The sequence below is a fragment of the Streptomyces sp. NPDC018263 genome (genome assembly GCF_055562575.1).
The window spans coordinates 141,271-162,080 of record NZ_JBVHFA010000005.1; the positions used below are offsets into that span (position 1 = coordinate 141,271).

Consider the following 20,810-nt stretch of genomic DNA (forward strand, 5'->3'; position numbering starts at 1 on the left):
GAAATGCCTGGACAGCCGCTTCCCCGGCTGTTACGGATGAAAACAGCAAGCCCCCGACCGGGAGATGACGACCGTGCTCAGAACCACCGCCCCCATCACAGAGCCGACACCCGCGCCGCCCATCCTCCCCGCTGGCACCGACCCCCTGCGGCGACTCGAATACGACACGCGCCCGCCTACCGGTCCCGGTGCGACCCGCTGCCTCAGCCACCCGCACGAGCTGGCCTTCCGCGGCATCCCCGCAACTTGCCGGGCTTGCCGGGCCCGACGCGACTGGATGCTCATCAACCACGGCCGTCACGTCTGGATCCGCTGCCGATGCAGCAACCAGTGGCTCGAACCCGAGATCAGCCGCGCCGATTTCGATGCTCTGATCAACAGCCCAGACATCACGAACTACCCCAGCGTCGAGGACTGCCTCGCCGCACTCGGCTTCGACGGCGCCTTCGCCGGCACCTACCTGCGGTAGTCGGCGGCAGGGCAGCAGAATCCGCTGCCGCTAGGACGTCGTGAACCCACCTCCGTAGTCGGTTCCGTCCCGCAAGAGCCTCCGGAAGCAGCATGGTCGCGGAGCCCTAGAGGGGGGAGCGTGGGAAGCACTGGTGGGTCGGTTCGCATTTGTGCGCCACCCGATTGCGCAGCCCCTTCTCCGGAGATCCTCGCGCTATCGAAGCGTGGTTACTCACCTCGCGGCGGTGCTGCCGTTTACCAGCGGCACCTCGGCGGGCGTCATGTCGGTGCGGAGCCGGGCGAACCGTACGGGGTGCCGCCAGACCCCGCCGTCCTGAGCGGTGTCCGCCAAGATCTCGGCCACCAGGTCCGGTTCGACGAGGGTGACGTCCAGCGGGGTGTGCGAGCGCCAGGACCTCGTGAAGGTGATGTCCTCCCAGGCGTGACCGGGCCGGGCCGGGGTGAGCTGGGCGCCGATACGGCGGGACTGATCCGGGTGGAGGGGTGTGCTGCGAGCTACCGCTCGCAGCACACCGTTCTCCTCTCGGCGGCCCAGGATGAGGGCCTGCGGGCGCTCCAGGGTGCCGGTGATCCCGCCGACCAGCGCTTCCGTGGAATCCCGGCGGCGGATCTTGTACCAGCCCCGCGCTCCGGGGAGGTAGCGCTGTCGGCGGTCGCGGACGACTATGCCCTCGACACCGGGCACGTCCGTCCAGGTGGCGAGCCAGTCCTGTGCCACCCGGACGTCCGCTGTCTCCGGGCACAGCGTCCACGGCGGCCCGATGCCGCGCTCGGAGAAGAGTTGCACCAGCCGGTCACGCCGCTCGCCGTACCGCGTGGTGAGCAGCTCCTCGCCGTCCACCTGGAGCAGGTCGAACGCGATGAAATGCGCTGGCCACCGGGCGGCGAGCTGCCCAGCGTTCCGGGTCCCGGCGGCCGCGCGCCGTTGCACCGCTTCGAACGACATGCGGTCCCCGTCCCAGACGACCAGCTCGCCGTCCAGCACCAGGCCATCGGGCAGGAGGGCGGCAGCGCGGACCAAGTCGGGGAAGCGGGTCTGGAGCAGCGCACCCCGCCGGGACTGGATCTGCGTGGACGCGACCGCCGCGCTCGCCGTGAACACCAGGCCGCGGTAGCCGTCGAACTTGGGCTGGAAGGACAGATCTCCCAGCATCCGGGGCGGCGGTAGCTGATCGCTCGCCTGCGCGAGCATCGGCTCCACCGGCGGTCGCAGCACCATAGGACCGGTCTACGGCGAAACCGGCGGGCCCGCGACCCGGCTCAAGAGAACGCTAAGCCCCACCGGCCGCCTTCGGGAGCTTTCCTGGTGCTCCAGTGGCAGCTATCGCTCCGGGCACAGTTGCGTTGCGCGGAATGTCGGCTTTGAAGTCAGGATGCATCGCAAATCGAACACGTGCTCTAATGCGATGTATGAGCAAGCTTCCCGATGACCTCATGGCCGCGATCCGGGAGTGGCACGCCGCCTACCGACAGCTCAGCCGCCAGCCCAGCACGGCGCTCCGGCGGCGACTGCTCGCCCTGTCCGCTGAGGTGCTGGTCCACCCGTACTGGCAGGGGCGTACCGGAGCCTGGGCGGCACTGCACGGTGCTCGTCATGGCCGAGCTGCCTGACGACCCGCTGCGGCTCCGGATACTCCTCGGCTACCTGGACCGTCAGATCGCGGAGAACGCCACGGTCGCCACGTACCTGGCCCTCCTGCGCGGCGAGGTCCAGCAGGCCCTCGCGCGGGTTGAACGCCCGGCCACGCGACAGCGCTCGATGCGGCGAGCTAAGGGCGCCGGTGGCCCTCTGCCCTCAACAGGGCTCTCCGGGCCCGCGCGGGCAGGCGACTACGAGGTCCAGATGATGCGTGCCCCGGACGACCCCGGCGACGTCGTCGTGCACGTGGCCGGCTGCGAGCAGATCACGGGGACGCCGCGCCGGATGCGGGCCGACGAAGCCCGCGCCCTCCTGGTGGAACCGGCCGTCGAGCCGTGCCGCACCTGCCGCCCCGAGGCTGACCTGGGAATGGACGTGGCGTGAGGCCACGAGCAGGTGCGCGCGCCGTTCAGAGCGATGCAGTGATCTCGTGCGGGGGTCAGCCGTGCAGGTCGCTACGGAAACCTCGACCGACCGGCTTCCAGCCCTGGACCGTGGCGGGTCTCCAGCGGGGTCGGTCCGGCACGCTGTCGTCGTCGGGCGCGGGCAGGCTGCCCCGGCTCTTGCGGCTGCGGGCGGCACCGACGCTGATGCCCAGGTGAGCGGCGACCTCCCGGTAGCCCCAGAGCTGCTGTTCATCGGCCATCGTGTCCTTCTTGTTCATCGCGAAAAGCGTACGCAACGCACGGCAAGGCCGCCCCTGCCGGTGGCGCGGGGCGGCCTTCTGCGGTGGTCGGTCACACTCCGGCGAGGCGATTCGACAGGTCGAGGGCGTCGGTCGCGAGCGCGAGGGCGGCGCACAGGCCGCTCACCTCGTGGATGGTCGGACGGATGAGGCGTGGCCAGTCGTCCGGGGCGGCGGGCCATGAGGCGAGGTGCACCTCGGTGGTGGCAAGGCCCAGGTGGGCGGTGACGTCCCAGCCAGCGAGGGCGGCGGGCTCCCAGTGCAGACGGATGCGGCCGAGGGGAAGTCTGGGAGTGCCGCCAGCGAGCCACGTGATGTCGAGCGGGCCATCGGGCTTGGCGGAGACGCGCCGGACCAGTGCGCCGCGCACGCCGTCCGGCATGGGGCGCACGGCGAGGCCGTGCAGCGGAAGGAGAGGTGAGGGGCGAGAGCGTGACGAGATGGAAGCCTCCGTGGTGTTGTGGGGCGGTCAGGCCCAGGCGAGGGCGTCGCGCACCCCCGCCGGGAGGTAGTCCTCCTGGCCGTCGTCAGCGATGAACGCCATGCCGTCCTGGACGACGATTTCGGCCCCGACGTAGTGGGTGAAGGGCCAGTCCGGGTTGATGGCGAGACGGATCGGCAGGCCGGGGTCCAGCTCCTGGAGCTGGCGAAGGAGGTGGCCGACGGTCAGGTACTTGGGCAAGGGGAATCTCCGATGGCAGCAGAGGAAGGCGGGGCCGGGCTGGGGCCGCGCGTCAGGAGGCGTCGAGGCGGAGCAGGTCGCGAAGGGCCTTCGGCCTTTCAGCGTGTTCGGCGAGATGCCGTCTGCGGCACTCGTTGACGTAGCCCTTGCCGTGTTGCGTCATCTGCCAGGTGCCGCACGAGCAGACAGCCTGTGTGTACGCACGGCCGGGGCAGTCGGCGTGGAGCGGTTTGCCGGAGCTGGTGTGTTTGTGGTCCGTCGGGCAGAGCGTGCCGTCGGTGTGGTGGTCGGTGAGCGGGGCGCGGAAGGGCATGGAACGCGGTTCCTCGTGGGTGGGGACCAGGAAGGTCCGGACCGGCGGATACTCGGAGTCGGCGGTGAGCGCGGGAGCTGTCGTGGGGCCGTACAGGCGCGTCAGGGCAGCCGGGCCGGGCCACGTATCCCGTGCGGGAGATCCGAGATGATGTCCTGCCGCCACTCGCGGGCCTCACGGGCGCGTTCACGCCCATGGTGGTAGGAATCCGGGTTGTGTCCCGGGCAGCAGTCGAAGCGCCGCTTCCCGCGCCGAGTCATCATTTTGTCCCGAGTCATGTTCTGTCGATCCTGTCCTTCAAGGTGGCCGGGGCACCTTCCGGTGCTTGAACGCCTTCTGGGGATCCGTTGGTGAGGTCGCGCTGCCACCGGCGTTGTTCGGCGTGACGGGCGGCGCGGCGGCGGAGGGTCTTGGCCCGGCGGCCGTATTGACCGGGCAGGTAGTAGCAGTTGCAGCGTCGGGCGTAGGTGCACTTTCGGCGGTAGCCGGGCCGGGTGGCCATCAGCATGCGCATGGCGCGGAACTCCCTGGACGGGGACGCTGATCGGGACGAGCGCCGGTGAACGGGGCGGGCCACCACGGCCCGCTCCAGCGGTTCAGCGGTCAGCGTGAGGAGTGGGCGGCGAGGGCGGCGAGGAATCCGGCGACAGCCTCGGCGGGGGTGTGGAGGCCGAACTCCTGGACCCAGGCGTCGCCGTCGGTGGGCTGCACACGGACCTGCCAGAGGATGCCGCGCTTCCATGCGGCGGCGTCCTCGGGGAGCCACCCGACGTAGACGCGGCCGTCGGGGCTGGTCGCGTGGACGTTGGCCTCCGGGGTGTCGACCGTCGTCCAGCCGAGGGCGTCGAGGAGGTCAAGCACCGGGCCCGCGCAGTGGTCGGTGGAGAGCCAGCGGCGGTCTTCCACGGTGGGGCGGGCGACGGCGGGCAGGAGGGTGGCGGAGGTGTTCACGGGTGGACGGTCCCTTCGTTGACCTGCGGGTTTTCCCGACACCCGTACGTTGACATGCGGTATGCCGAAGTACGTAGTCGTTTCCCGGAGGGGGCCGTCTGCCGTGGGCGAACTCGCGGCCGTCTGCAGGAGGTGACGGCCCGGGAATGGATCGGCGAACGCGGTTGTCGTACACGGGTTGCGGCGGCGGTCCGCACGGCATCGAGGGGGAGCGGGGATGATCGAGGCGAGCAGACACTGGGACGGAGCCGGGCTGGAGCGCAAGATCCGCGCTGCGGGGCGGCCGTGGACGGTGGGCGACATCGTGATGGTCGCCGACGGCCAGTGGGGCGTCGGTGCGCAGTCCGACAGGTGGCCGCAGGAGGAGACGCTCATGGAGCACCGGGCGGCCGACGGCCGGCGTGTCGAGCTGACGCTGGAGGAGCTGGCCCGCGCGGTGGACGCCCGTATCGAGGACGTTCACCGCGACGACGACCTCGCCTGACCGTTCAGCGACGCGGCCCTGCAGCGGGCGCCGACAGCCCGACCACCGCTGAAGGAGCTGGTGGGTCGGGCACCAGGCCAACGGGGTGCGGCGCGTGCCCGGAGCGGGCTACAGCGGCCTGGGCCCGACGAACTGCCGGGGTGCGGTCCGCGGTTGTCGAGGCTTCGCGGGCTTCGACCACGCGCCTGATCGACTGCAGGTAGGTCTGGCTTTCCGCGTGGGCGACGCGAAGATCGGCCGCCGAGCTGGTGATGCGGTCCATCTCGTAGAAGGCCGGCACGTGCCCAGGTCGGGTCAGGGCGTGCAGGCGGCTCTGGTGCGCGGCCACCGCGTGGTCGGTGATGGCCAGCGCCGAGCGGACATGCACGGCCGAGCGCAGGAGAGGATCATCGCTCGGGCGTCGGACCGCGAGTGTTTCCAGGATCGTGATGGGCTGGCCCCAGGCTTTCTCGATCATGGCGGTGGCCTGGTCGAGCGCGGTGGCGGTGGGCATGAGGGAACTCCAGTGGTTCAGGTGCGCGGGCCGTAGGGCCTAGCCCGCAAGGCCGTTCGGTGATCAGCGGCTGCGCCGCGACGTCGACGCACCGGCTGGCGCTCGTGCTGCGGCGGTGGGCGTGAAGGTCCTCGACCGGTACTGGGCCGCACCCACGGTGCGGCTCCGGGCGGCCATCACACGCAGATCGGCTGCGGAGCGCGGGGCGCGCGCGGCGCGTTGAACGGCCTGGGTGACCGCCGTACGGCGCACGTCGAGCGGGGTCGGAGCGCGGGAGACCTGGGGTTCGGCTGCCGGGGTGGCGGGGACGAGCGGTGTCAGCGTGACGAGGTGTTCCATCTGCCGGGCGATCTGGTGCCGTTCACGGATCACGGGGCCCGCGTTCGCCATGACGGCTGCCGTCGCAGCGATCAGGTGGGTCGGAGTGCGGCGCGTGAAGATCGCTTCCGCGCGCGTTCCCCAGCCGGGAGGGCCGGCCCACAGCTCAACTGTTTCGGCACTCACGCCGTGGAGCCGGTTGTCGATCAGGACGCCCGCTTGTCCGTCGCCGGGAGCGGTGATCTCTACGGTGCCCAGTTCGGCCCCGCCGTCGCGGGTCCAGCCGGCCTCGGTCAGCGGCCGGACGGCGTCGCGCCAGTACAAGGAGGGGCTCGCCAGAAAGCGCGCCTCGTCTTCGCCGGCATCGGCTTCAGCGTAGTCCTGGGCCAGAGCGGTGGTGAGCCCGGCGACCAGCTCGGGTGGCGTGACGTGGTTGAAGGTGGCCGTCCAGCGGGGTGCGGAGACGGCGTCTTCAGCGGCGCTGATCTTCCACAGCTCGAAGTCGTCGCCGAACCAACCGACCCTGATCCGCCCATCGGGCGAGGTGACGAGGAGCTGGCAGGGCCCTTCGTCGAGGTAATGGTGCGGCCAGTGAGCGATGGGGGCGAAGCCGGCATCTCCGGTCCCGCTGGAACCGGCCAGGTACATGGGGCTGACCAGGACCTCTTGGTGCCGGTTCGGTTCATCAGGGTTGTGCATGGTCGAGGCTCCGGGGCTTTTGAGGGGAACGCGTCCGCGTGCGCAGATGGATGAGTGGCTGGAACGCACGCGGACGCAGTGGCAGAGATGAGACGGTTCTGGCTGTGACCACCTGAGTCAGCGGCCCCGGCCCGGAGCCGACCGCGCCGTCACGGCCGCCGGCACCCGCGGTTGCGGCTGCGGCGCGTGGCTGAACAGCGCGTTCGGCGCGGCAGCGCTCCGCCGTAGGGCCACCGTGGTCCGGGCACCGTCCGCGCCCAGCGGCATGCCTGTGTGGGTGCGCTTGGCCGCTGCGACGGGGTGCGGAGCCGACGGGGCAGACCGGTCGGCAGCGCCGCTCCAGTGTTCGACGCTCGCGTAGACAGCTCCCAGTGCCTGACCGGCTTCGGTAAGCACGTAGGGGTCACCGTGTCGTGAGCCCGTGCGGGTGACCAGGCCATTGGCCTGAAGCCGTAGGAGTCGCTGCCGGGCCGAGCTGTCGTCCATGCCGACCTCCTCGGTGATGTGGACGAACCTCCTCGGGCCTCCGTCGAGGGTTTGGATCACGGCGGTTGTGTGCCGGAGGTCCAGACGGCGCAGGGCGTCCTCGACTCGTTCCGCTTCGGCCATCGGGCCCGGCGACAGGTGGGCACGCGACCAGTCCGAGATGGTGGCGTACACGGGAGCCAGCGACTTGCCGAGCGCGCTGAGCTGGTAGGGAGCCCCGCGATGGTCGCCGTCCCGGGTGAGCAGTCCGTCAGCGCGCATCGTGGCCAGTCGTTTGCTGACGAACGGCTCACTGATGAATGGGAGTTGGGCGGCGACATCGCGCACGCGCATGGGTCGGTTCGCGTCGGCCAGGGTCATGGCCGACCAGGTGGTCCACTTCGGCCCGATCCGGGCGAGCGTGTCCTCGACGCGCTGGGCGTCGAGCGAACCGATGGAGACGGTGGGGGGATGTGCGGGGGCGGACAAGGAGTGTCCTCTCTTAGAAAAGGGTCAGCGGGAGCGGGACGGCTTGCTGACCGCCGTGGTGACGGGCAGCACGGCCGAATCGACGAAGGTTCCGGGGTTCGCCGGGGCGTTGCTGCGGCTGAGGGCGGCGGACACGCGCGGCGCCGCCGTACGCGCTTCGCGAAGGACGGCTTCGCCCTGCGGCGTGAGCGAGAGGAGTTGTCCGGGCCGGTACGGGTTCTCGCTGGTGTCCTGGTGCAGTAGCCCGTCGGCGACCAGCCGCTGAATGGTCTCGGCCAGCGGCTGGGGACGCCGGTTCGTCCCATCTGAGAGGTAGGGGTCTTCGCCGATCGCGGTGCGGCGGAGGCGGAGGCCGCCGGCCTCGACGGCTTCGAGAGCCCTGAACTGGCGATCAACCGCGATGGCCCCGTCGTCGCCACCGGAACTCCGCACCCGGGGGGACGTATTCGTGCTCGGGCGCTGCGCGGCATCCGGACCGGGCAGAAGACGGTGGTACGCGCAGATGGCCTCGACGAGCTGGTCGTAGGCCCGATTCTGCCGGGCGAGCAGGTCCCCGATCTCCGGGACTGCGGTCCGCAGCAGCGCGTACGAGACGCGTGCGCCCCTGAGTTCGCCACGCCCGACGGGTTCGAGCAGCCGGAGAGCTTTCTGGGCGGCGTGCGTCACACGGTCGTGCTGCACGTCAAGGTCGTGCGCGGCTCCGATCATCTGCGTGGCGGCCCTGTACAGCGGCTCATCGGGGTGATTCGCGAGGGTGAGCGCGCTGACCCCGGCGTCGCCGAGCGTCTCGGAGACGAGGTGCTCACCGGGGTGTGTGTTCGCGTCGTAGGGGTTCACGTTGCCGCCTCCATCCGGGCCAGTAGGGAACGGACCAGGGTGGGGAGGCTGCCGGGGCCGTCGCCGATCCAGACGTGGTCGGTTGCCTCGTCGAGGACGTACGCGGCGTCTTCGAGCAGGCCACTGGAGATCTCCATGCAGGCGTCGGTGATCCGGGAGGCGGCGAGCAGCGACTCGGAGAGGACCTCGACATAGTCGTCCGGCGCGAGACCGGCAGCCTCGGCCGCGGTACGGATCGCCTCCTGCTCCCGCACGCTGAACGCGGAGTCGAACTCGCCGTCTGCTTTGGCGTCGTCGGGCGGGTGATGAGGTTCGCTGGGGATGCCCACACGGCTGCAGATCTCCTCAACGGAGGAGGTTAGCTCGGCGAAGGACTCGGTGAGCCACCCCAGGGCGGAGGCGTAGGAGGCCAGGGCGAACAGGCCCGCCGGCGTGGCCGGGCGCGGCTCGGCTGCCACGAACCCCTCAAGCCGGTTGTTCAGCTCGCCGACCACCCGGGGGCCGGCCGCCAGTGCGCCCAGCACGGGGTGCAGGTAGGAGCGGCTGGGGGCCGTCGGATACTCGGCGGTGAGGACTTCGGAGACGCTCTGTGCGGCGGCGGTGAGGAGGTCCGCCAGTTCGGTACGGGTCAGGGGAGCGCGGTGGGTGGTCAACGCTGTGGAACCTTTCGGGGAACAGCAGCCTGGAGCGGGGCCGCCGTTGGAGGAGACGCCGTGCCTGCCGCCGGCCGATCAGCGGCGAGTGGCGAGCGGGACCGGGCGGCCTGCACGCGGGCCTCGGTAGCGGACTCGGATTCGACGTTCTGCCGTGGGCCGGTGCGTAGTTGGGCCGAGCGGTAGACCGCGTAGTCCTTCCGGCTCCCGGCGGCGACGAGATAGATCTCGCGCGTGTGGGCCGAAGTCGGTGGAGCGGGACGGAACTGGATGACCATCCGGTAGGAGACATCCGGGTCGACGTAGACCTTGTGGAAGCCGGCGAGGCGACCTTCCAACGGCATGCAGTCGTCACTTCCATGGACCAGGTTCTGCAGTTCCAGCAGCGCCAAATCACGGATCTCATGGGGAAGTTCGCGCAGGTCGGCGATGGCGTCGGGGTGCGCCGCGAAGGCGAAACGAGCGCGGCTCACAGCAGCCTGCCCTGCACCGGACGCTGGACCGGCCTCGCGGGCGGCGTACGGGGGGCGTCGCGGGCGGCCTTCAGTGTTGCGGCGGCCTCGGCGGACCGGGCGAGGGCGATACGGGCGATGCGGGCCCGGACGACGGCGCCGTTGTGATCGCTGTACTCCGGCGGTTCTGGCAGCGGGCCGCCGCGGTCGTCCAGCCAGGATTGGGCGGCACCCACGTCGGCGAACGCGCCCTCGCGCATCGTGTACGTGTCAGTTTCGTCGCTCCACTCCTCGTGGAAGACCCGTATCGGCGCCTCGGCGGCGCGGGCGTCACGGGTCAGCGTCCACGTCTCGCACGGAGCGGAGTCCCAGGTGTGGGTGTCGAGGACCTCGTAGCGAGCACCCGACTCTCGGATCTGCTGTTCGACCTGGACCGTGAGGTCGTCGTTGGGCTTCAGGAGGCCGTTGCTGGCCAGGGTGATGTGCTTGGGCGGGCAGCCGCGTTCGATCAGCCAGTTCTCGGCGAACGATGCCGTGGCGTGGCGGCTCGTCTCGAACTTGAACGTGGACCGGCTGAGATCCCGCGCTACCGCGATCGCGACAAGCTGGGGCCCGCCGGGTATCCCCCAGGTGGCCGACTGGTCGTAGGCGAGGACGAAGCTGTGGGAGCCGGTGGGCGTGGTGTGGTGCTGGGACAGCACCGTCAGGTCACCGGTCCACCAGAGCCTCTCCCGTGCCTCCTCGGAGTCGTCATCGGCGGGCGCGAGTTCGGCGAGATCGAAGTCGAAGGGGGAGTCGAGGTCGTCGTTCACGCCGCCACCGCCGACTGTTCGGGTGCCGGGGTGGCCAGCACGCGGTGGTTGGGGCGGTTCACGCTCGTGGTGCAGGCCGCGAAGGGTCCGTCAGGGGCGCGCAGGTGCACCAGCGTCTGGTCCAGGTGGTCGCGGTGCCAGGTCGAAGGACCGGACAGGCCGGCCTCCGTATCGGTGAACTGCTGCCACGCGAGCCAGAGCCCATGGAGGCGGGCGACGGCCTCCGGGTGCTCGTGCCACTGCGCGCACCACGGACGAGTGGTACTGATCTCCCGGCCGTAGACCGGGAGGAAGAGGTAGTTCACCCAGTCGCTGAGGGCGGCGAGTTCGACGGTGTACGCCTCGCCGCCCAGGGCGAGGATGAACACCGAGGCGGGGCCGTCGGCCTGCTCGGGATCGGCCGCCTCGGCTTCCGTAACTTCGTCCGTCTGCTGGGCGGCAGCAGGGGTGGGATCGGGTTCGGAGCCGAGGCGGTCGAGGATGACGCCGTGCTGGCGGACCTCGGCCATGGTCTTGGCGAGGCTGCTGGCGAGGTCATCGAGATTTCCGTCGGAGACGCGGAACGGCTCAGGGTGGGGAGTGGTCGGGCTGGTGTCGGACATCGGGGCGTGCTCCATCTGTGAGACGGCGACATGCCCGAGAGGATCCGGAGAAACTGCGGTTTGGCCCGGCCGGAGAAACCCGGTAGGGGAGCGCTACCGACCCGCGCACCGAGAGCAGCGCGGGAAGGGAGGTGCCAGCAACTGCAGCGCTCGAGCTGCTTGTTGAGGGACGACACCGTTGCCGAGCGCGGTGAGCTGCGCTGGACGCCCGAGCCCCGGGGTGGCGGTGACCCAGCCGGCAGCGAGGCCCTGCATCCACTCCACGAAGTTGGCACGGAGCCGGCCGCCCGCATCGGTGGGCTCGGGCGCGGGGCGGGTCAGCTTCTCCCATCGGGTGATGGCGGCTGCGTACGGGCCCCACCGCCGGTCCGCTCCCCGGGCTGCGAGGACTGCTCCGTCCACAGCGGCAGGACCACCGCCGACACGGAGGCCCGGACCCCCTTGCCGAGACGGCTCCCCGGCGTGCCCGTGTCGCAGGCCCTCGGCGCGAGCAGCAGCGAGGCCGCCGCACTCGGCAGGGTCATGTCCCCGTTGCCGTGCCGCTGCTTCGGCGACCCCTTGATTCCGTCCGACGCCTTCGGAGTGGGCAGCAGCCACTCGACCTCGTCGGCCAGGTTCGGGCCGTGCCCCCCGCTCCGCCTCTTGGCCGGGTGCTGGGAGCCGCCGTTCTTGCCGATGTTGCTGGTCGGCGTCTTGAGCAGGGTGGTCGGCGGGCCAGGCCGCGAGGAAGGTCCGCTCGCGACGGTGCGGGGCCCCGATGTCGGAGGCGCGAAGCACGAGCCACTTCGCGTCGTACCCGAGGTCGGCCAGGGAGCCGAGTACGGCACCAAGTGCCCGCAGAGGAGGCTGACCTGCGGTGTCTCCCAGACACCACGGGCAGGGTTCCACATCGCCAGGGGAACCGGCGGGGGAGGTGAGGAGGCCGCGCACATTCTCGATCACAACCAGGCAGGGTCGGAGGGCCTCGACCGCACGGGCGACGTGCAGCCAGAGCCCGGAGCGGGTCTGGGCGTTCAGTCCGGCCCGGCGGCCGGCGACCGAGACGTCTTTGACAGGGGAAGCCCGCCGTCAGGACGCACACCCCAGGGACGGTGGACCAGTCGACGGTCGTGATGTCACCCAGGTTCGGGACGCCCGGCCAGTGACGGGCCAGGATGCGCGAGGCGTTCGGATCGACCTCCGCGTGCCAGGCCAGCGCGCCGCCGAAAGCCGCCTGCACGCCCAGGTCGAGGCCGCCGTACCCCGAGCACAACGACCCGATCAGCGGAGGACGCGTGAGAGGGGTGCCCATGTCACCGCCCCCGCGTGATCCGGCTTGGAGGAACTGCCGACGGCGCGGCGGCGGGCGAGGGAGGGGGACCGGCTGCTTCGGCCGTGGATCGGCTGCGGGCGGCCTGAGTACGAGCTGCCTCGGGCGAGGGCGGCGCCGCCGCGTCGCGCAGGGAGTCGGCTGTCGCGCGCAGGGCTTGGTGCGTCACGGCCAGCGCGTTGTCGACCAACAGCGTGTCGTGGTCCGCTGCCCCGGACTCATCGTGCTGTTCCGCCTGTTCGAGGTTGGAGAGCTGGTGGGCCACCGATGCGAGAGCGGTTGCCGCTTCGCAGGCGGGCCGGACAGCGGTGGCGAAGCCAGCGATGGCCGGGGCGGGGTCTCCACTCCGCTTCCGGTCGACGATACGGAACAGGACCTCGTCGGCCATGTAGTTGATCAAGGTGCAGAGTTCGGATAGTTCACTGGCGATGGTGTGGCTGGCCAGTGGGCTGTGGGGGTCTCCGGCGACCGGGAGGTTGCCGCGTAGGGCGTCGAAGTTCGATGCCGTGGCGCGGAGGGCTGAGGCATCGGGGGAGGAGAAAGACAAGGCGAATTCCCAGGGGATCAATCGGAGGTGAGATGGACTGCGGGTGGTGGTTAGGGGTGGCCGCGCGCGGGCGGCCGGGCCACGACTGGTGTGGGCCGCGGGCCAGGCCGGGTCGGGGGAGCCGGGGACGGGTGTGGCGTGCTGCGGGCGCGGGCAGCCTGCACCCGGGCCGGAGGTGGTCCGTCCGGAGCAGGCGTGGGGGCGGGCTGCTCCCGTGTCGGGTTGCCGTTCGCGGTCGCCCAGCGGACGCGGACTTCGTCGAGCGGGCCGAGAGCGTGCAGGGCGCGGTTGATCAGCCTGCCGGGACCCAGGGCCTCGTCTTCGGCCAGGGCCCGGACGGCACGCGCGGAGGCGGCTGCGGTACGGGTGAGGGCCGAGCGCATCACCCGCTGCGCGAACCATTCGGCGCTGCCGACGACCGCGCCGTGGCACAGGGCGGTGAGCTGCTGGCCCGACAGCGTGCCGTCGGCCAGGAGCCCGCGCTGCTGGGCCTCCCAGAGCAGGGTGATCCGGTCGATGGGTTCGCCCCGGTGGTGCAGTGCGCCCAGGCACCGGTAGACCTGCCCGTGGGCCGGATCGGCGAAGTCCCCTGGCCGTAGCCAGGCCACGACCTCGTCCAGGGCCTGCGGCTGTTCGGCGAGGACGGCCAGGAGGAACCTCTCGTCCTCGGCGACCAGGTCGGCCTTCACCGGTGGCACGGTCGCAGTGGCGGGCGGCGCAGTGGTGGGCGCGACGGGACGGGGTTCGGTTCCCCAGCGCCGTGCGAGATCGGTGAGGACCTCGGTGAGGATGTCCGCCGACCGCAGCGCTCCTTCGACCTCCCCCTTGAGTGCGTCGGCACGCGCCGCCTGGTGCAGGCGGATCGCGTGCTGGGCGACGGTGCGGTGGATCGCCCCCTCAAGCACCATGCGGCCGTACACCGGAGCGTGGTGGGGACGCGGGCAGGCCGAGATCAAGGAGTGGGCGTACGCCGCGGTCAGTCCCCGGACGCGGAGTGCGGCCTCGTCGACCGCATCCGTCACCCACTGGCGCAGAACGGGCATGCTGTCGCCGACGGTGATGCCGTCCGGCCACGCGCCGCGTGCGAGGGACGCCGGTATCGGCGCTTCGGCGCCGACCGCCGGATGCCCGTCGCTGTGGAGCTTGCGCAGTGAACCGAACAGAGCCTGGTGGACCGGCCGGTGGAAGTGTTCCGGTGCGAGCCAGTCCAGGTGCGAGAGCTGGTCAGGGGAGAGGAGTACGGCGCCGAGGGCTGCCTGCTCCGCTTCCAGCAGCGGGTTCATCGTTGGCCTCGGGTGTCGGGAACGGAGGATGTGCTGTGCGGGGCGCGGAGGTTGGCGACCGCTCGGTCGGCAGCGGCCATCGCCTGGGCGAAGTCGTCCAGCACGGCGGTGAACGTGGGGTCGTAGGCGGGAATCGAGCCGGACCTGCCGACCAGCCACCACCGGCCGTCGCGCAGAACGGCCGGAGAGCGCGGCAGCGGCGTGGGCGCGCTCATGCCGACAGCCCGACGTCGTCAGGGTCGATGCTCTTCGCCAGTGCCCGCTCGGTGATCGCCTTCGTGGCGCGGGCGGAGGCAGGCCTGACCACCCTTGCGGAGGGTTCCTTGTACCAGGGCTTGAGGTTGAGCATGGCGACCCTGATGCCGGTGGCCAGCAGCAGCACCTTGCCCTTCGGGAGGGCGCGGATCGCGTCGGGAGGCAGGATCCGCTCGGTGCGCATGCTTACCGAGGTGGACTTGCCGCTCTCGCTGGTCGACACCGAGGTGGTCTGGACGTCGTGGTCACCGACCTGCCTGCTGAGCCGGTCGGCGAAGTCCGCGTCATCGATACCGCTTCCGATGATCTTGATGGTGGCGGCGGAGTACAGAGCGTCCATGCCGGCCTCGCCCCAGCAGCGCTGGCCCTGCCGGTAGGACTGCAGGATCGTCATCGGGATGACGCCCCGGCTGCCCAAGTGGCTGTAAAGGTCGGGGAGATCCGAGATGCGGCAGACGTTGGCGGCCTCGTCGAGGACGCACAGGGCGGGCGGGTCGAGCCGTCCGCTGGAGCGTTCGGCGACGATGACGGCCGCGCGCATCACGGCGTCGGCCGCCGCCGCGATGATCGCCGATGCCGAGCCGCCGCCGTCCTTGCTCAGGAGGTACAGGGTGTCGCGGGAGGTGGCGAAGGCGAACGGCGTGAACTCGGGCAGGTCCTTGTTCGGGGTGACCCAGGCGGCGACGTCCGGGTCGAGCAGGCAGCTCGCGTACTGCCGCGCCGTCTCGTAAATCCCGTCGCGGGTCTCGGTCGCGCCGGAGACGGTGCCCTGGAGCTGGGCGGCGACCGCGTCGTGGCCAGCGTCGGTCAGCAGGTCCACCGGGGTGCGGTCAGCGGGCATGGCGAGCCAGGCCAGGACGTCGGTGATCGGCCGCCGGTGGGACGCGGCGGCCAAGAAGAGGGCACCGAGAGTGTTGCTCGCGGCGGTGGACCAGAAGTCGGAACCGCTCGACTCGTCCACGCTCGCGGCGACGAAGTGCCCGGCGAGCCGCTTCGCGCCGGCCAGGTCACGGGCGTCGGCCAGGATGTCCCACCACATCTCGCGCGGGTGGTGTGCGATCTGCTGGGGGTCGAGGGTCCAGATCGTGCCGACCTCGGCGCGGGCGTCCACCGTGGCGGTGAAGGCGTCGTTCGCGGCCTTGTTGCTGGTGAGCAGGACCGGGCCGGGCGCCGAGAGGATCGCGGGGATTGCCAGACCGCTGGTCTTGCCGGAACGCGGGGCCATGATCGCGACGATCACGTCCTCCCACGAAGCGCGGACCTCGGCACGACCGGAGTCGAGGGTGCCGAGCAGGATGCCGCGATCAGCAGGAGCGACCTCTTTGCCCTCCCGGCCGCCCAGAGACGGACGCAGGCTCTTCGCCTTGGCGGTGATCTCCTTGTCCAGCAGCGGCGCCAGATCGGCCTTCCGCGCGAGACCCGACTGGGCGCCGGAGCGCCACCGCACCCACAGCACCAGACCGGTGGTGACCAAGGCCACGGTGAGCACGCCAGGGACGACACGGACGCCGATCAGCAGAGCGGTGGCGCTCATGGCCGGCCACAGCACGTCGGGGTGCAGCAGGGCGTCGGCGGCACGGAACGAAGCCCACGATCCGTTGCCGATAAAGCAGTTGGTGAGGTTGCCGGTCAGCCAGGCGAGGGAGCCGAAGGCCATGGCGGCGCCGAGGACGCAGAACAGGAGGTAGAGGAGCGCGTCCGACCCGTTGGTGGTCGAGGGCGCGCTGGTACGCGGGGAGGGCACGGCGGTGCGGTTCCTTGGGTGCGAGCGGGCAGGGCGGGGCGCGCTCGGCTCTCGTGAAGCTCACGGGGTCACTCCTAGCGGATCGAACAGAAGGTTTTCAGCGGCGGCGGCCGGCGGGAGGTGCCGCGGACGGGGGCGGCGCGACGGGTGGTGGAGTGCCGGTGCCGGATGACGGTCGTCGAGAGCCGGCCCGCGGCGTGGAGGTACGTGCGGCCCGCTGCCGGTCCGCTTCGGGATCACGGGCGGACGCCGGTGCGCCGACCTTGCCGGTGCCGAAGACGTCATCGAGCAGCTCCCGGCTGCGCAGGACGTTGACCCATCGGTGGTGTCGAGGGTCGGTCCGCTCGACGGGGCACGCGGCGACTGTGTCCTCAGCGACCTCCAGCTGCTCTCGGACGTCCTGGAGCATGCCGTAGGCAGCGGCCAGCCGCGTCCAGGACTCGGAGGCCGGGCTGGGGCGCCCGTCGTCGAACGACAGACGGACGCGGGCCCAGTCAGCGGCAGCGGCGACGAGTTCGGTCAACTGCGGCAGGGCCCCGACCAAGGCGTTGTTGACGTCCGCGATGATCTCCGCCACCTCGTCGGGCGTTGCGTCCTCGGTGAGACGGGCGATCATCCCGCGTACGGAGTGCGGGTCGGCGGCAGCGCTGGGCAAGTAGCGGATCTGCAACGGCTTGTCGGGGCCGCCGTGGGCGAGCCGGATGTTGTGCTGCATCGCGGCGCCGACGGCGTCACCGATGCTCGGATGGAACTCGGGCACGAGTGCTCCTGGATGGGTGGGGGCAGGCCGGACAGGCGCCGGACTACCGCCGCGGACCAGAGGCGCTCGGCGGGCGCACCGCCGCACTGGAATGCGGCTCTTGGCCGCCGGCGGCCGGGGGGACTTTTGCCTTCGTCGCAGCCGGCGACATGGCCAGCGCCGCGCCCTGATGCGTGGTCGGCACCGGGGAGTGCTGCCGGGTACCGGCCTGGGCCTGCTGCACTTCGCCGACACGGCGCAGCTCGGTCTCGGAACCGGTGAGTTCAGACTGCGCCGAGCTGACGAACTCCGAGGCGAAAGCGAACCGGTCGGCGAGCGCGTACGCCTCCTCGTCCAGGTCATTGATGTGCTCGCCCGCTGCCTCCAGCGCTTCTCGCACGCGCTCCAAGGCACCATGCTCAGGGTGCAGGAGGTGATCGACCGCCCGCTGGAGGTCGGCGCCGTTCTCGGCCGCCCGGATCCGATCCGTGATCTGGAGCAGTTCCGCCCCCGCGGCATACGGCCCGAAGGGATGTGCCGGAGGACTCAGTCGGGTCGTGTCCAGCGCGGGCGAGAGGTCGACGCTGTAGCGGGCAGCACGGAGCATCTCTGCTGCATGGCTGGCGATGGTGGCCTGGTCGTTAATGGGCATGGTGGTGGGAAGGCGATGGCGTCGGCCGTACCAGTCGTCGATCTGCTGGAAGCCGGCGTGCTTGAGGAGCCGGGCGGAGAGGTCGTCGGTGGTTCCCTTGGCCACGACGCTGCCGCTGAACTCGGCACTGATGGTGATCGGAGCAGCAGGCACGGGGGCCTCCCAACGCAGAGGGGCGGATCTTCAGGGAGTGAGGATTCACCGCATCCGCGATTTGGCCCGGCCGGAGAACGCTGGTACGCGCTCCGTGCTCCGTCATGCGAGGACCATTCGAGCGCGGGGCGCGGAGTGGGGCCCATAAAGATCATTTCGATTTTGTTCTATTCTGGTTGTCGGCCGTCTCCGGCCATCCAGGACAGGAAGCGTGATGGCCGAGATGACGCCCCCGCCGCCACTGAGCGAGCCCGATCCGTCCGCCGTGGCCGCGCCTGGCCTGCGCGGTCCGTGCTCCGGCTGTCAGCGCCCGACGCACCGGTACGGTCGCGGGGGGTCGCCGCTGTGTCAGTGGTGCGCCGCCCCCGTGATGGAGTGCTGGGGGTCGGCTGTCCGCTTCGTGAGTACCCGCCCGAGGTAGAGAGCTGCCGGCGTTGGGACGGGACACCTGCCTTCTGCCGGCGCACCTTGATCGTGCGCCGTCGAGTGATCGAAGATTGCGACTCCGTGTCGTCGACGTGGTCCCTCGCGGGGCGGTGGGTCGGATCGGTCGGGCAGCGTGCGCGCCTGCGCGTCGACCAGTCCCTGCCGCGTTGGATCAGCGGCCGCGCGAGAACGTGATGCGGGGGTCGACCGGCCGGACCGCCGCTGCGACGGCAGGAGCGGGCGCCGGTGCCTCGCCCGGGAAACCAGCGCGGGCCGGGCTGGCTCCGAGCGCGACAGTGGTGAACGGAGATTTGCGAGGGGTGTTGAGGCCGCGCTCGCGGAAGGTGACAGGCGAGGAAGTTGACCGAGAACGGGCTGCCAGGTCCTGAGCGAGGCGGGGCTGCACCGCGACCTGGGCGCCGAACCGGTGCAGGGCGACAGTGGCATCGGCGACCTTCCCCAGAGCCTCGTGCCGGACGCCGGTGCCGTGCAGTGTGTAGATGTCCAGGCTCGGGTCGTGCCGCCAGCCGTGTCCTACCAAGGCGAGTTCGGTGAGGCCGGAGGCGCGGTCGTCGATGGCCGCGACGATGCCGAGCTGAGGATGCTCGGCGAAGGCGACATCGGGTTGCCCAAGGGGGAGCCGTTCGCGGATGGTCGTCGGTTCGAGTGCCAGTGAGGGATCGAGCGCGGCGTCCACGTCCACTCGGTAGCCGGAGTTGCGCAGCAGCTCGACTGCTCGGGCCGTGCGCCCCGGTCCGTCACGTTCTTGGTGGGCGAGCGCGTACAACGTCGGGTCATCCGGGATGGGGTGGAAGTCGAGCCTTTCCAGCATCCAGGTGCCGGCGGCGAGGTTCTTCGGGTTGGCGGCGACGATGCCGTGGTCGGGATGGTGCTGGAAGGCGAGATCGGGCAGTTCGACGACTGCCTCGGTCGGGTGCTCTTCGGCGTGTCGTTCCTGTTCCTGGCGCTGTACGCCGAGCTGGTCCAGACGCGTCTCGACGGCATTGAGCAGATCCGGCACACTGCCGCCGTGCCGGGCGTCGGGGCCGTCGGGTTCGGAGTTGTAGACCACTTCGTACACCGTGGGGTCGGTGGATCGGTGGCGGGTCACGATCCAGCTCTCGGGGTGTTCGGGGTGCTCGGAGGGAGGTTCCTGCGGGGGCGAGATGATCAGCGAACTGCCATCGGGAAGTTCGGCGTGGACGATGTAGGCGCTGAGGCCCCACTCGACGGTGCACTCCAGGCCGCGCTGCCGGAGGGCGGCGGTGAGGTGGTCGTAGCGGTGGTGCTGTTCAGAGGCGGCAGGCGGTACGGAAGCCGCGCTGATCCGCGCGAAGGTGATGCGGGTGTCAGGGTGCATGGTTATCTCCGTCGCCGGACGCCCCGCGCCGACAGCGCGGGGCGTCCGGCATGGGGCTGCAGAGGGGTGCTGTGGTCCACGAGGATCCGGCGGTCGTTCGGTTTGGTGCGGCCGCAATCCGGTGCTAGGAGCGTCAGCGGGAATGACTTGGGGCCGACGGATGTGACGTCCGCGAAGCAGAAGGCGGAACCGGCGTTACGACAGGGGCATCGAGTGCGGTCCGGGTGAGGGCCACGCGCGCGCGTTCGCTGTGCGCGGGCTGTTCGGCCTCCATCCGGTCGGCCAGATACCTGGCGGCCCGGACCAGTGCCATGCCCTGGTGGGACAGCTCGTCCGCGTAGTGCCAGCCCTCGGAGGCGCGGTGTTCCTCTGCGCTCTGCTGATAGAGCTGGAGCGAGCCCGGCTGCGAGGCGTCCATGAGGGCCATGATCTGGTCCCACTCTGCCCGGATCTGGCCCGCTCGTTCCAGGGTGTTGTCGATCCCGTGCAGGCGGCGGAGGTCGTCGCTGATCGGGCCCTTGACGTAGTCGGGGCCGGTGGCGGCGGCCCGTACCTCGGCCAGGACTTCGGGGCCGTGGTCGAGGAAGACCTCGGCGTGCTTCCACGCTTCGGCGTCACGCTTCACCTTGCCGTCCGCGTAGCCGTCCTCATCGATGGGCCAGCCGTCCTGGTCGCAGAAGGAGTCCGAGACGGCGTCCCAGTCGTCGGACGCCTGCCTGATCCCGGCGGCAGCGGCAGCCAGGGCCTGGACGTGCCGCCGCGAGGCCGTTGGACCAGTGGCCGCCGAGGATGCAGTGCTGGGCTGGTGGGTCATCGCTGCCGCCGGGCGGGGCCGGGGCGGGTGGTAGTGCTCGGAACTTCGAGTGGCTTCGTCTCGCGTGTCACGAGATGCCGGTGCGGTCGGCCCTGCCCGCGGAGTCCGGTCCCGAGGAGCTGCTCTGCCTCATGCTCGTCCGGGGCAACGTCCTTGCTCGCCAGGCCCCAGGGCCACAGGCCCCCGACCTTGTAGTGCCCGTGCGCGTCCGGCACGACGGTCTCGGAGAACGCGTCGCCGTTGTACTCCGCGGTGGCATTGAAGATCAGCGAGTCGCCGTCCCATGAGGCGGTCAGCCCGCAGGCGTCCTTGTTGAGATCGGCGGCGATCTGCTCCGCCGTCTGCCGGGTGAAGGTGAGGGAGTCGTATCCGGTCATCGTGGATCGGGCAGACGCGCCCAGGTACGGGCGGTCGGGGCAGCCTTCGACGACGACGAGGTGAAGAAAGCGCGACATGGAGTCTGGTGTCCTTTCAGTGGGTGGG

29 protein-coding genes and 1 pseudogene are annotated in these 20,810 nt (G+C 70.8%); 4 read left to right on the forward strand and 26 right to left on the reverse strand.

The features are described from left to right. Nucleotides 1-64: 64 nt before the first annotated feature. Nucleotides 65-469 carry a hypothetical protein gene (locus tag ACZ3HQ_RS16180; RefSeq protein WP_467511345.1) on the forward strand — a complete coding sequence of 135 codons (405 nt, stop codon included), beginning with the start codon at nucleotides 65-67 and terminating at the stop codon, nucleotides 467-469. A gap of 213 nt (nucleotides 470-682) precedes the next feature. Here the strand turns inward: ACZ3HQ_RS16180 and ACZ3HQ_RS16185 are convergent, their stop codons facing one another. Further along, a complete protein-coding gene (locus ACZ3HQ_RS16185; RefSeq protein WP_467511347.1) occupies nucleotides 683-1,690 on the reverse strand; it encodes an ATP-dependent DNA ligase in 1,008 nt (335 codons plus the stop codon). 191 nt (nucleotides 1,691-1,881) lie between these two features. On the opposite strand from ACZ3HQ_RS16185, the gene ACZ3HQ_RS16190 reads away from it, so the two are divergent. Continuing rightward, nucleotides 1,882-2,082: a hypothetical protein gene (locus ACZ3HQ_RS16190; protein ID WP_467511349.1), complete on the forward strand. Its 201-nt coding sequence runs from the start codon at nucleotides 1,882-1,884 to the stop codon at nucleotides 2,080-2,082. Further along, nucleotides 2,066-2,494, forward strand: a complete 429-nt coding sequence (locus tag ACZ3HQ_RS16195) for a DUF6233 domain-containing protein (RefSeq protein WP_467511351.1) — start codon at nucleotides 2,066-2,068, stop codon at nucleotides 2,492-2,494. Before ACZ3HQ_RS16190 ends, ACZ3HQ_RS16195 begins: the two co-directional genes overlap by 17 nt. Before the next feature lie 55 nt (nucleotides 2,495-2,549). On the opposite strand, the gene ACZ3HQ_RS16200 is transcribed toward ACZ3HQ_RS16195, so the two are convergent. The 6 genes from ACZ3HQ_RS16200 to ACZ3HQ_RS16225 all read right to left on the reverse strand — a co-directional run bounded on the left by ACZ3HQ_RS16200 (nucleotide 2,550) and on the right by ACZ3HQ_RS16225 (nucleotide 4,741). Further along, nucleotides 2,550-2,774: a MarR family transcriptional regulator gene (locus ACZ3HQ_RS16200; RefSeq protein WP_467511352.1), complete on the reverse strand. Its 225-nt coding sequence runs from the start codon at nucleotides 2,772-2,774 to the stop codon at nucleotides 2,550-2,552. A 73-nt stretch (nucleotides 2,775-2,847) separates the two neighbouring features. After that, on the reverse strand, nucleotides 2,848-3,177 hold the full coding sequence (locus tag ACZ3HQ_RS16205) for an esterase (RefSeq protein WP_467512004.1): 330 nt from the start codon (nucleotides 3,175-3,177) through the stop codon (nucleotides 2,848-2,850). A gap of 87 nt (nucleotides 3,178-3,264) precedes the next feature. Next, nucleotides 3,265-3,477 carry a hypothetical protein gene (locus ACZ3HQ_RS16210; protein ID WP_467511353.1) on the reverse strand — a complete coding sequence of 71 codons (213 nt, stop codon included), beginning with the start codon at nucleotides 3,475-3,477 and terminating at the stop codon, nucleotides 3,265-3,267. 52 nt (nucleotides 3,478-3,529) lie between these two features. Next, the gene (locus ACZ3HQ_RS16215; RefSeq protein WP_467511354.1) at nucleotides 3,530-3,790 is read right to left on the reverse strand and encodes a hypothetical protein; all 261 of its coding nucleotides are present in this window, start codon (nucleotides 3,788-3,790) and stop codon (nucleotides 3,530-3,532) included. Between the two features lie 274 nt (nucleotides 3,791-4,064). Beyond that, nucleotides 4,065-4,304, reverse strand: coding sequence for a hypothetical protein (locus ACZ3HQ_RS16220; protein WP_467511355.1), 240 nt, complete (start codon nucleotides 4,302-4,304; stop codon nucleotides 4,065-4,067). 89 nt (nucleotides 4,305-4,393) lie between these two features. Then, nucleotides 4,394-4,741 (reverse strand): SPDY domain-containing protein, encoded by a 348-nt coding sequence (locus ACZ3HQ_RS16225; RefSeq protein WP_467511357.1) that lies wholly within the window; start codon nucleotides 4,739-4,741, stop codon nucleotides 4,394-4,396. A 217-nt stretch (nucleotides 4,742-4,958) separates the two neighbouring features. Between ACZ3HQ_RS16225 and ACZ3HQ_RS16230 the strand changes: the two genes are divergently transcribed. Then, nucleotides 4,959-5,225 carry a hypothetical protein gene (locus ACZ3HQ_RS16230; protein ID WP_467511359.1) on the forward strand — a complete coding sequence of 89 codons (267 nt, stop codon included), beginning with the start codon at nucleotides 4,959-4,961 and terminating at the stop codon, nucleotides 5,223-5,225. Nucleotides 5,226-5,229: 4 nt separating this feature from the next. On the opposite strand, the gene ACZ3HQ_RS16235 is transcribed toward ACZ3HQ_RS16230, so the two are convergent. From ACZ3HQ_RS16235 to ACZ3HQ_RS16325, 19 genes and pseudogenes are all read right to left on the reverse strand, one after another. Further along, entirely contained in the window at nucleotides 5,230-5,718 is a 489-nt protein-coding gene (locus tag ACZ3HQ_RS16235; protein ID WP_467511361.1) for a hypothetical protein, read from the reverse strand. Between the two features lie 63 nt (nucleotides 5,719-5,781). Continuing rightward, on the reverse strand, nucleotides 5,782-6,735 hold the full coding sequence (locus ACZ3HQ_RS16240; RefSeq protein WP_467511363.1) for an SPDY domain-containing protein: 954 nt from the start codon (nucleotides 6,733-6,735) through the stop codon (nucleotides 5,782-5,784). A 117-nt stretch (nucleotides 6,736-6,852) separates the two neighbouring features. Further along, on the reverse strand, nucleotides 6,853-7,689 hold the full coding sequence (locus tag ACZ3HQ_RS16245; protein ID WP_467511365.1) for a winged helix-turn-helix transcriptional regulator: 837 nt from the start codon (nucleotides 7,687-7,689) through the stop codon (nucleotides 6,853-6,855). 24 nt (nucleotides 7,690-7,713) lie between these two features. Next, complete coding sequence (locus tag ACZ3HQ_RS16250) at nucleotides 7,714-8,526, reverse strand: large ATP-binding protein (protein WP_467511367.1); 813 nt, start codon at nucleotides 8,524-8,526, stop codon at nucleotides 7,714-7,716. Next, a complete protein-coding gene (locus ACZ3HQ_RS16255; protein ID WP_467511369.1) occupies nucleotides 8,523-9,179 on the reverse strand; it encodes a hypothetical protein in 657 nt (218 codons plus the stop codon). The genes ACZ3HQ_RS16250 and ACZ3HQ_RS16255 overlap by 4 nt, the downstream gene beginning before the upstream one ends. Beyond that, complete coding sequence (locus tag ACZ3HQ_RS16260) at nucleotides 9,176-9,652, reverse strand: hypothetical protein (protein ID WP_467511371.1); 477 nt, start codon at nucleotides 9,650-9,652, stop codon at nucleotides 9,176-9,178. Before ACZ3HQ_RS16260 ends, ACZ3HQ_RS16255 begins: the two co-directional genes overlap by 4 nt. After that, nucleotides 9,649-10,443: a glycosyl hydrolase gene (locus ACZ3HQ_RS16265; RefSeq protein WP_467511373.1), complete on the reverse strand. Its 795-nt coding sequence runs from the start codon at nucleotides 10,441-10,443 to the stop codon at nucleotides 9,649-9,651. The genes ACZ3HQ_RS16260 and ACZ3HQ_RS16265 overlap by 4 nt, the downstream gene beginning before the upstream one ends. Beyond that, complete coding sequence (locus tag ACZ3HQ_RS16270) at nucleotides 10,440-11,045, reverse strand: DUF4913 domain-containing protein (protein ID WP_467511374.1); 606 nt, start codon at nucleotides 11,043-11,045, stop codon at nucleotides 10,440-10,442. Before ACZ3HQ_RS16270 ends, ACZ3HQ_RS16265 begins: the two co-directional genes overlap by 4 nt. A 93-nt stretch (nucleotides 11,046-11,138) precedes the next feature. Then, on the reverse strand, nucleotides 11,139-12,062 hold the full coding sequence (locus ACZ3HQ_RS16275) for a DNA cytosine methyltransferase (protein WP_467512006.1): 924 nt from the start codon (nucleotides 12,060-12,062) through the stop codon (nucleotides 11,139-11,141). Nucleotides 12,063-12,153: 91 nt separating this feature from the next. Beyond that, nucleotides 12,154-12,336, reverse strand: a pseudogene (locus ACZ3HQ_RS16280) (DNA cytosine methyltransferase); the annotation flags it as partial. A 1-nt stretch (nucleotide 12,337) separates the two neighbouring features. Then, the gene (locus ACZ3HQ_RS16285; RefSeq protein WP_467511376.1) at nucleotides 12,338-12,901 is read right to left on the reverse strand and encodes a hypothetical protein; all 564 of its coding nucleotides are present in this window, start codon (nucleotides 12,899-12,901) and stop codon (nucleotides 12,338-12,340) included. A 50-nt stretch (nucleotides 12,902-12,951) separates the two neighbouring features. Further along, nucleotides 12,952-14,184, reverse strand: coding sequence for a DnaB-like helicase N-terminal domain-containing protein (locus ACZ3HQ_RS16290; RefSeq protein ID WP_467511378.1), 1,233 nt, complete (start codon nucleotides 14,182-14,184; stop codon nucleotides 12,952-12,954). Then, complete coding sequence (locus ACZ3HQ_RS16295) at nucleotides 14,181-14,399, reverse strand: hypothetical protein (RefSeq protein ID WP_467511380.1); 219 nt, start codon at nucleotides 14,397-14,399, stop codon at nucleotides 14,181-14,183. Before ACZ3HQ_RS16295 ends, ACZ3HQ_RS16290 begins: the two co-directional genes overlap by 4 nt. Further along, nucleotides 14,396-16,183: a type IV secretory system conjugative DNA transfer family protein gene (locus tag ACZ3HQ_RS16300; RefSeq protein ID WP_467511381.1), complete on the reverse strand. Its 1,788-nt coding sequence runs from the start codon at nucleotides 16,181-16,183 to the stop codon at nucleotides 14,396-14,398. The genes ACZ3HQ_RS16295 and ACZ3HQ_RS16300 overlap by 4 nt, the downstream gene beginning before the upstream one ends. 97 nt (nucleotides 16,184-16,280) lie before the next feature. Next, a complete protein-coding gene (locus ACZ3HQ_RS16305) occupies nucleotides 16,281-16,943 on the reverse strand; it encodes a hypothetical protein (RefSeq protein ID WP_467511383.1) in 663 nt (220 codons plus the stop codon). A gap of 43 nt (nucleotides 16,944-16,986) precedes the next feature. After that, nucleotides 16,987-17,727 (reverse strand): hypothetical protein, encoded by a 741-nt coding sequence (locus tag ACZ3HQ_RS16310; protein ID WP_467511385.1) that lies wholly within the window; start codon nucleotides 17,725-17,727, stop codon nucleotides 16,987-16,989. A gap of 598 nt (nucleotides 17,728-18,325) precedes the next feature. Continuing rightward, nucleotides 18,326-19,513, reverse strand: coding sequence for a hypothetical protein (locus ACZ3HQ_RS16315; protein ID WP_467511387.1), 1,188 nt, complete (start codon nucleotides 19,511-19,513; stop codon nucleotides 18,326-18,328). A 133-nt stretch (nucleotides 19,514-19,646) separates the two neighbouring features. Next, nucleotides 19,647-20,327 carry a hypothetical protein gene (locus ACZ3HQ_RS16320; protein WP_467511389.1) on the reverse strand — a complete coding sequence of 227 codons (681 nt, stop codon included), beginning with the start codon at nucleotides 20,325-20,327 and terminating at the stop codon, nucleotides 19,647-19,649. Continuing rightward, nucleotides 20,324-20,782, reverse strand: a complete 459-nt coding sequence (locus ACZ3HQ_RS16325) for a hypothetical protein (protein ID WP_467511391.1) — start codon at nucleotides 20,780-20,782, stop codon at nucleotides 20,324-20,326. The genes ACZ3HQ_RS16320 and ACZ3HQ_RS16325 overlap by 4 nt, the downstream gene beginning before the upstream one ends. Between the last annotated feature and the right edge of the window lie 28 nt (nucleotides 20,783-20,810).

What these genes read in the sequence shown, in the direction of transcription:
- ACZ3HQ_RS16180 (WP_467511345.1), top strand. Translation starts at nt 65, where the DNA reads ATGACGACCGTGCTCAGAACCACCGCCCCCATCACAGAGCCGACACCC.
- ACZ3HQ_RS16185 (WP_467511347.1), bottom strand. Translation starts at nt 1,690, where the DNA reads ATGGTGCTGCGACCGCCGGTGGAGCCGATGCTCGCGCAGGCGAGCGAT.
- ACZ3HQ_RS16190 (WP_467511349.1), top strand. Translation starts at nt 1,882, where the DNA reads ATGAGCAAGCTTCCCGATGACCTCATGGCCGCGATCCGGGAGTGGCAC.
- ACZ3HQ_RS16195 (WP_467511351.1), top strand. Translation starts at nt 2,066, where the DNA reads ATGGCCGAGCTGCCTGACGACCCGCTGCGGCTCCGGATACTCCTCGGC.
- ACZ3HQ_RS16200 (WP_467511352.1), bottom strand. Translation starts at nt 2,774, where the DNA reads ATGAACAAGAAGGACACGATGGCCGATGAACAGCAGCTCTGGGGCTAC.
- ACZ3HQ_RS16205 (WP_467512004.1), bottom strand. Translation starts at nt 3,177, where the DNA reads ATGCCGGACGGCGTGCGCGGCGCACTGGTCCGGCGCGTCTCCGCCAAG.
- ACZ3HQ_RS16215 (WP_467511354.1), bottom strand. Translation starts at nt 3,790, where the DNA reads ATGCCCTTCCGCGCCCCGCTCACCGACCACCACACCGACGGCACGCTC.
- ACZ3HQ_RS16220 (WP_467511355.1), bottom strand. Translation starts at nt 4,304, where the DNA reads ATGCGCATGCTGATGGCCACCCGGCCCGGCTACCGCCGAAAGTGCACC.
- ACZ3HQ_RS16230 (WP_467511359.1), top strand. Translation starts at nt 4,959, where the DNA reads ATGATCGAGGCGAGCAGACACTGGGACGGAGCCGGGCTGGAGCGCAAG.
- ACZ3HQ_RS16235 (WP_467511361.1), bottom strand. Translation starts at nt 5,718, where the DNA reads ATGCCCACCGCCACCGCGCTCGACCAGGCCACCGCCATGATCGAGAAA.
- ACZ3HQ_RS16240 (WP_467511363.1), bottom strand. Translation starts at nt 6,735, where the DNA reads ATGCACAACCCTGATGAACCGAACCGGCACCAAGAGGTCCTGGTCAGC.
- ACZ3HQ_RS16270 (WP_467511374.1), bottom strand. Translation starts at nt 11,045, where the DNA reads ATGTCCGACACCAGCCCGACCACTCCCCACCCTGAGCCGTTCCGCGTC.
- ACZ3HQ_RS16290 (WP_467511378.1), bottom strand. Translation starts at nt 14,184, where the DNA reads ATGAACCCGCTGCTGGAAGCGGAGCAGGCAGCCCTCGGCGCCGTACTC.
- ACZ3HQ_RS16295 (WP_467511380.1), bottom strand. Translation starts at nt 14,399, where the DNA reads ATGAGCGCGCCCACGCCGCTGCCGCGCTCTCCGGCCGTTCTGCGCGAC.
- ACZ3HQ_RS16315 (WP_467511387.1), bottom strand. Translation starts at nt 19,513, where the DNA reads ATGCACCCTGACACCCGCATCACCTTCGCGCGGATCAGCGCGGCTTCC.
- ACZ3HQ_RS16320 (WP_467511389.1), bottom strand. Translation starts at nt 20,327, where the DNA reads ATGACCCACCAGCCCAGCACTGCATCCTCGGCGGCCACTGGTCCAACG.
- ACZ3HQ_RS16325 (WP_467511391.1), bottom strand. Translation starts at nt 20,782, where the DNA reads ATGTCGCGCTTTCTTCACCTCGTCGTCGTCGAAGGCTGCCCCGACCGC.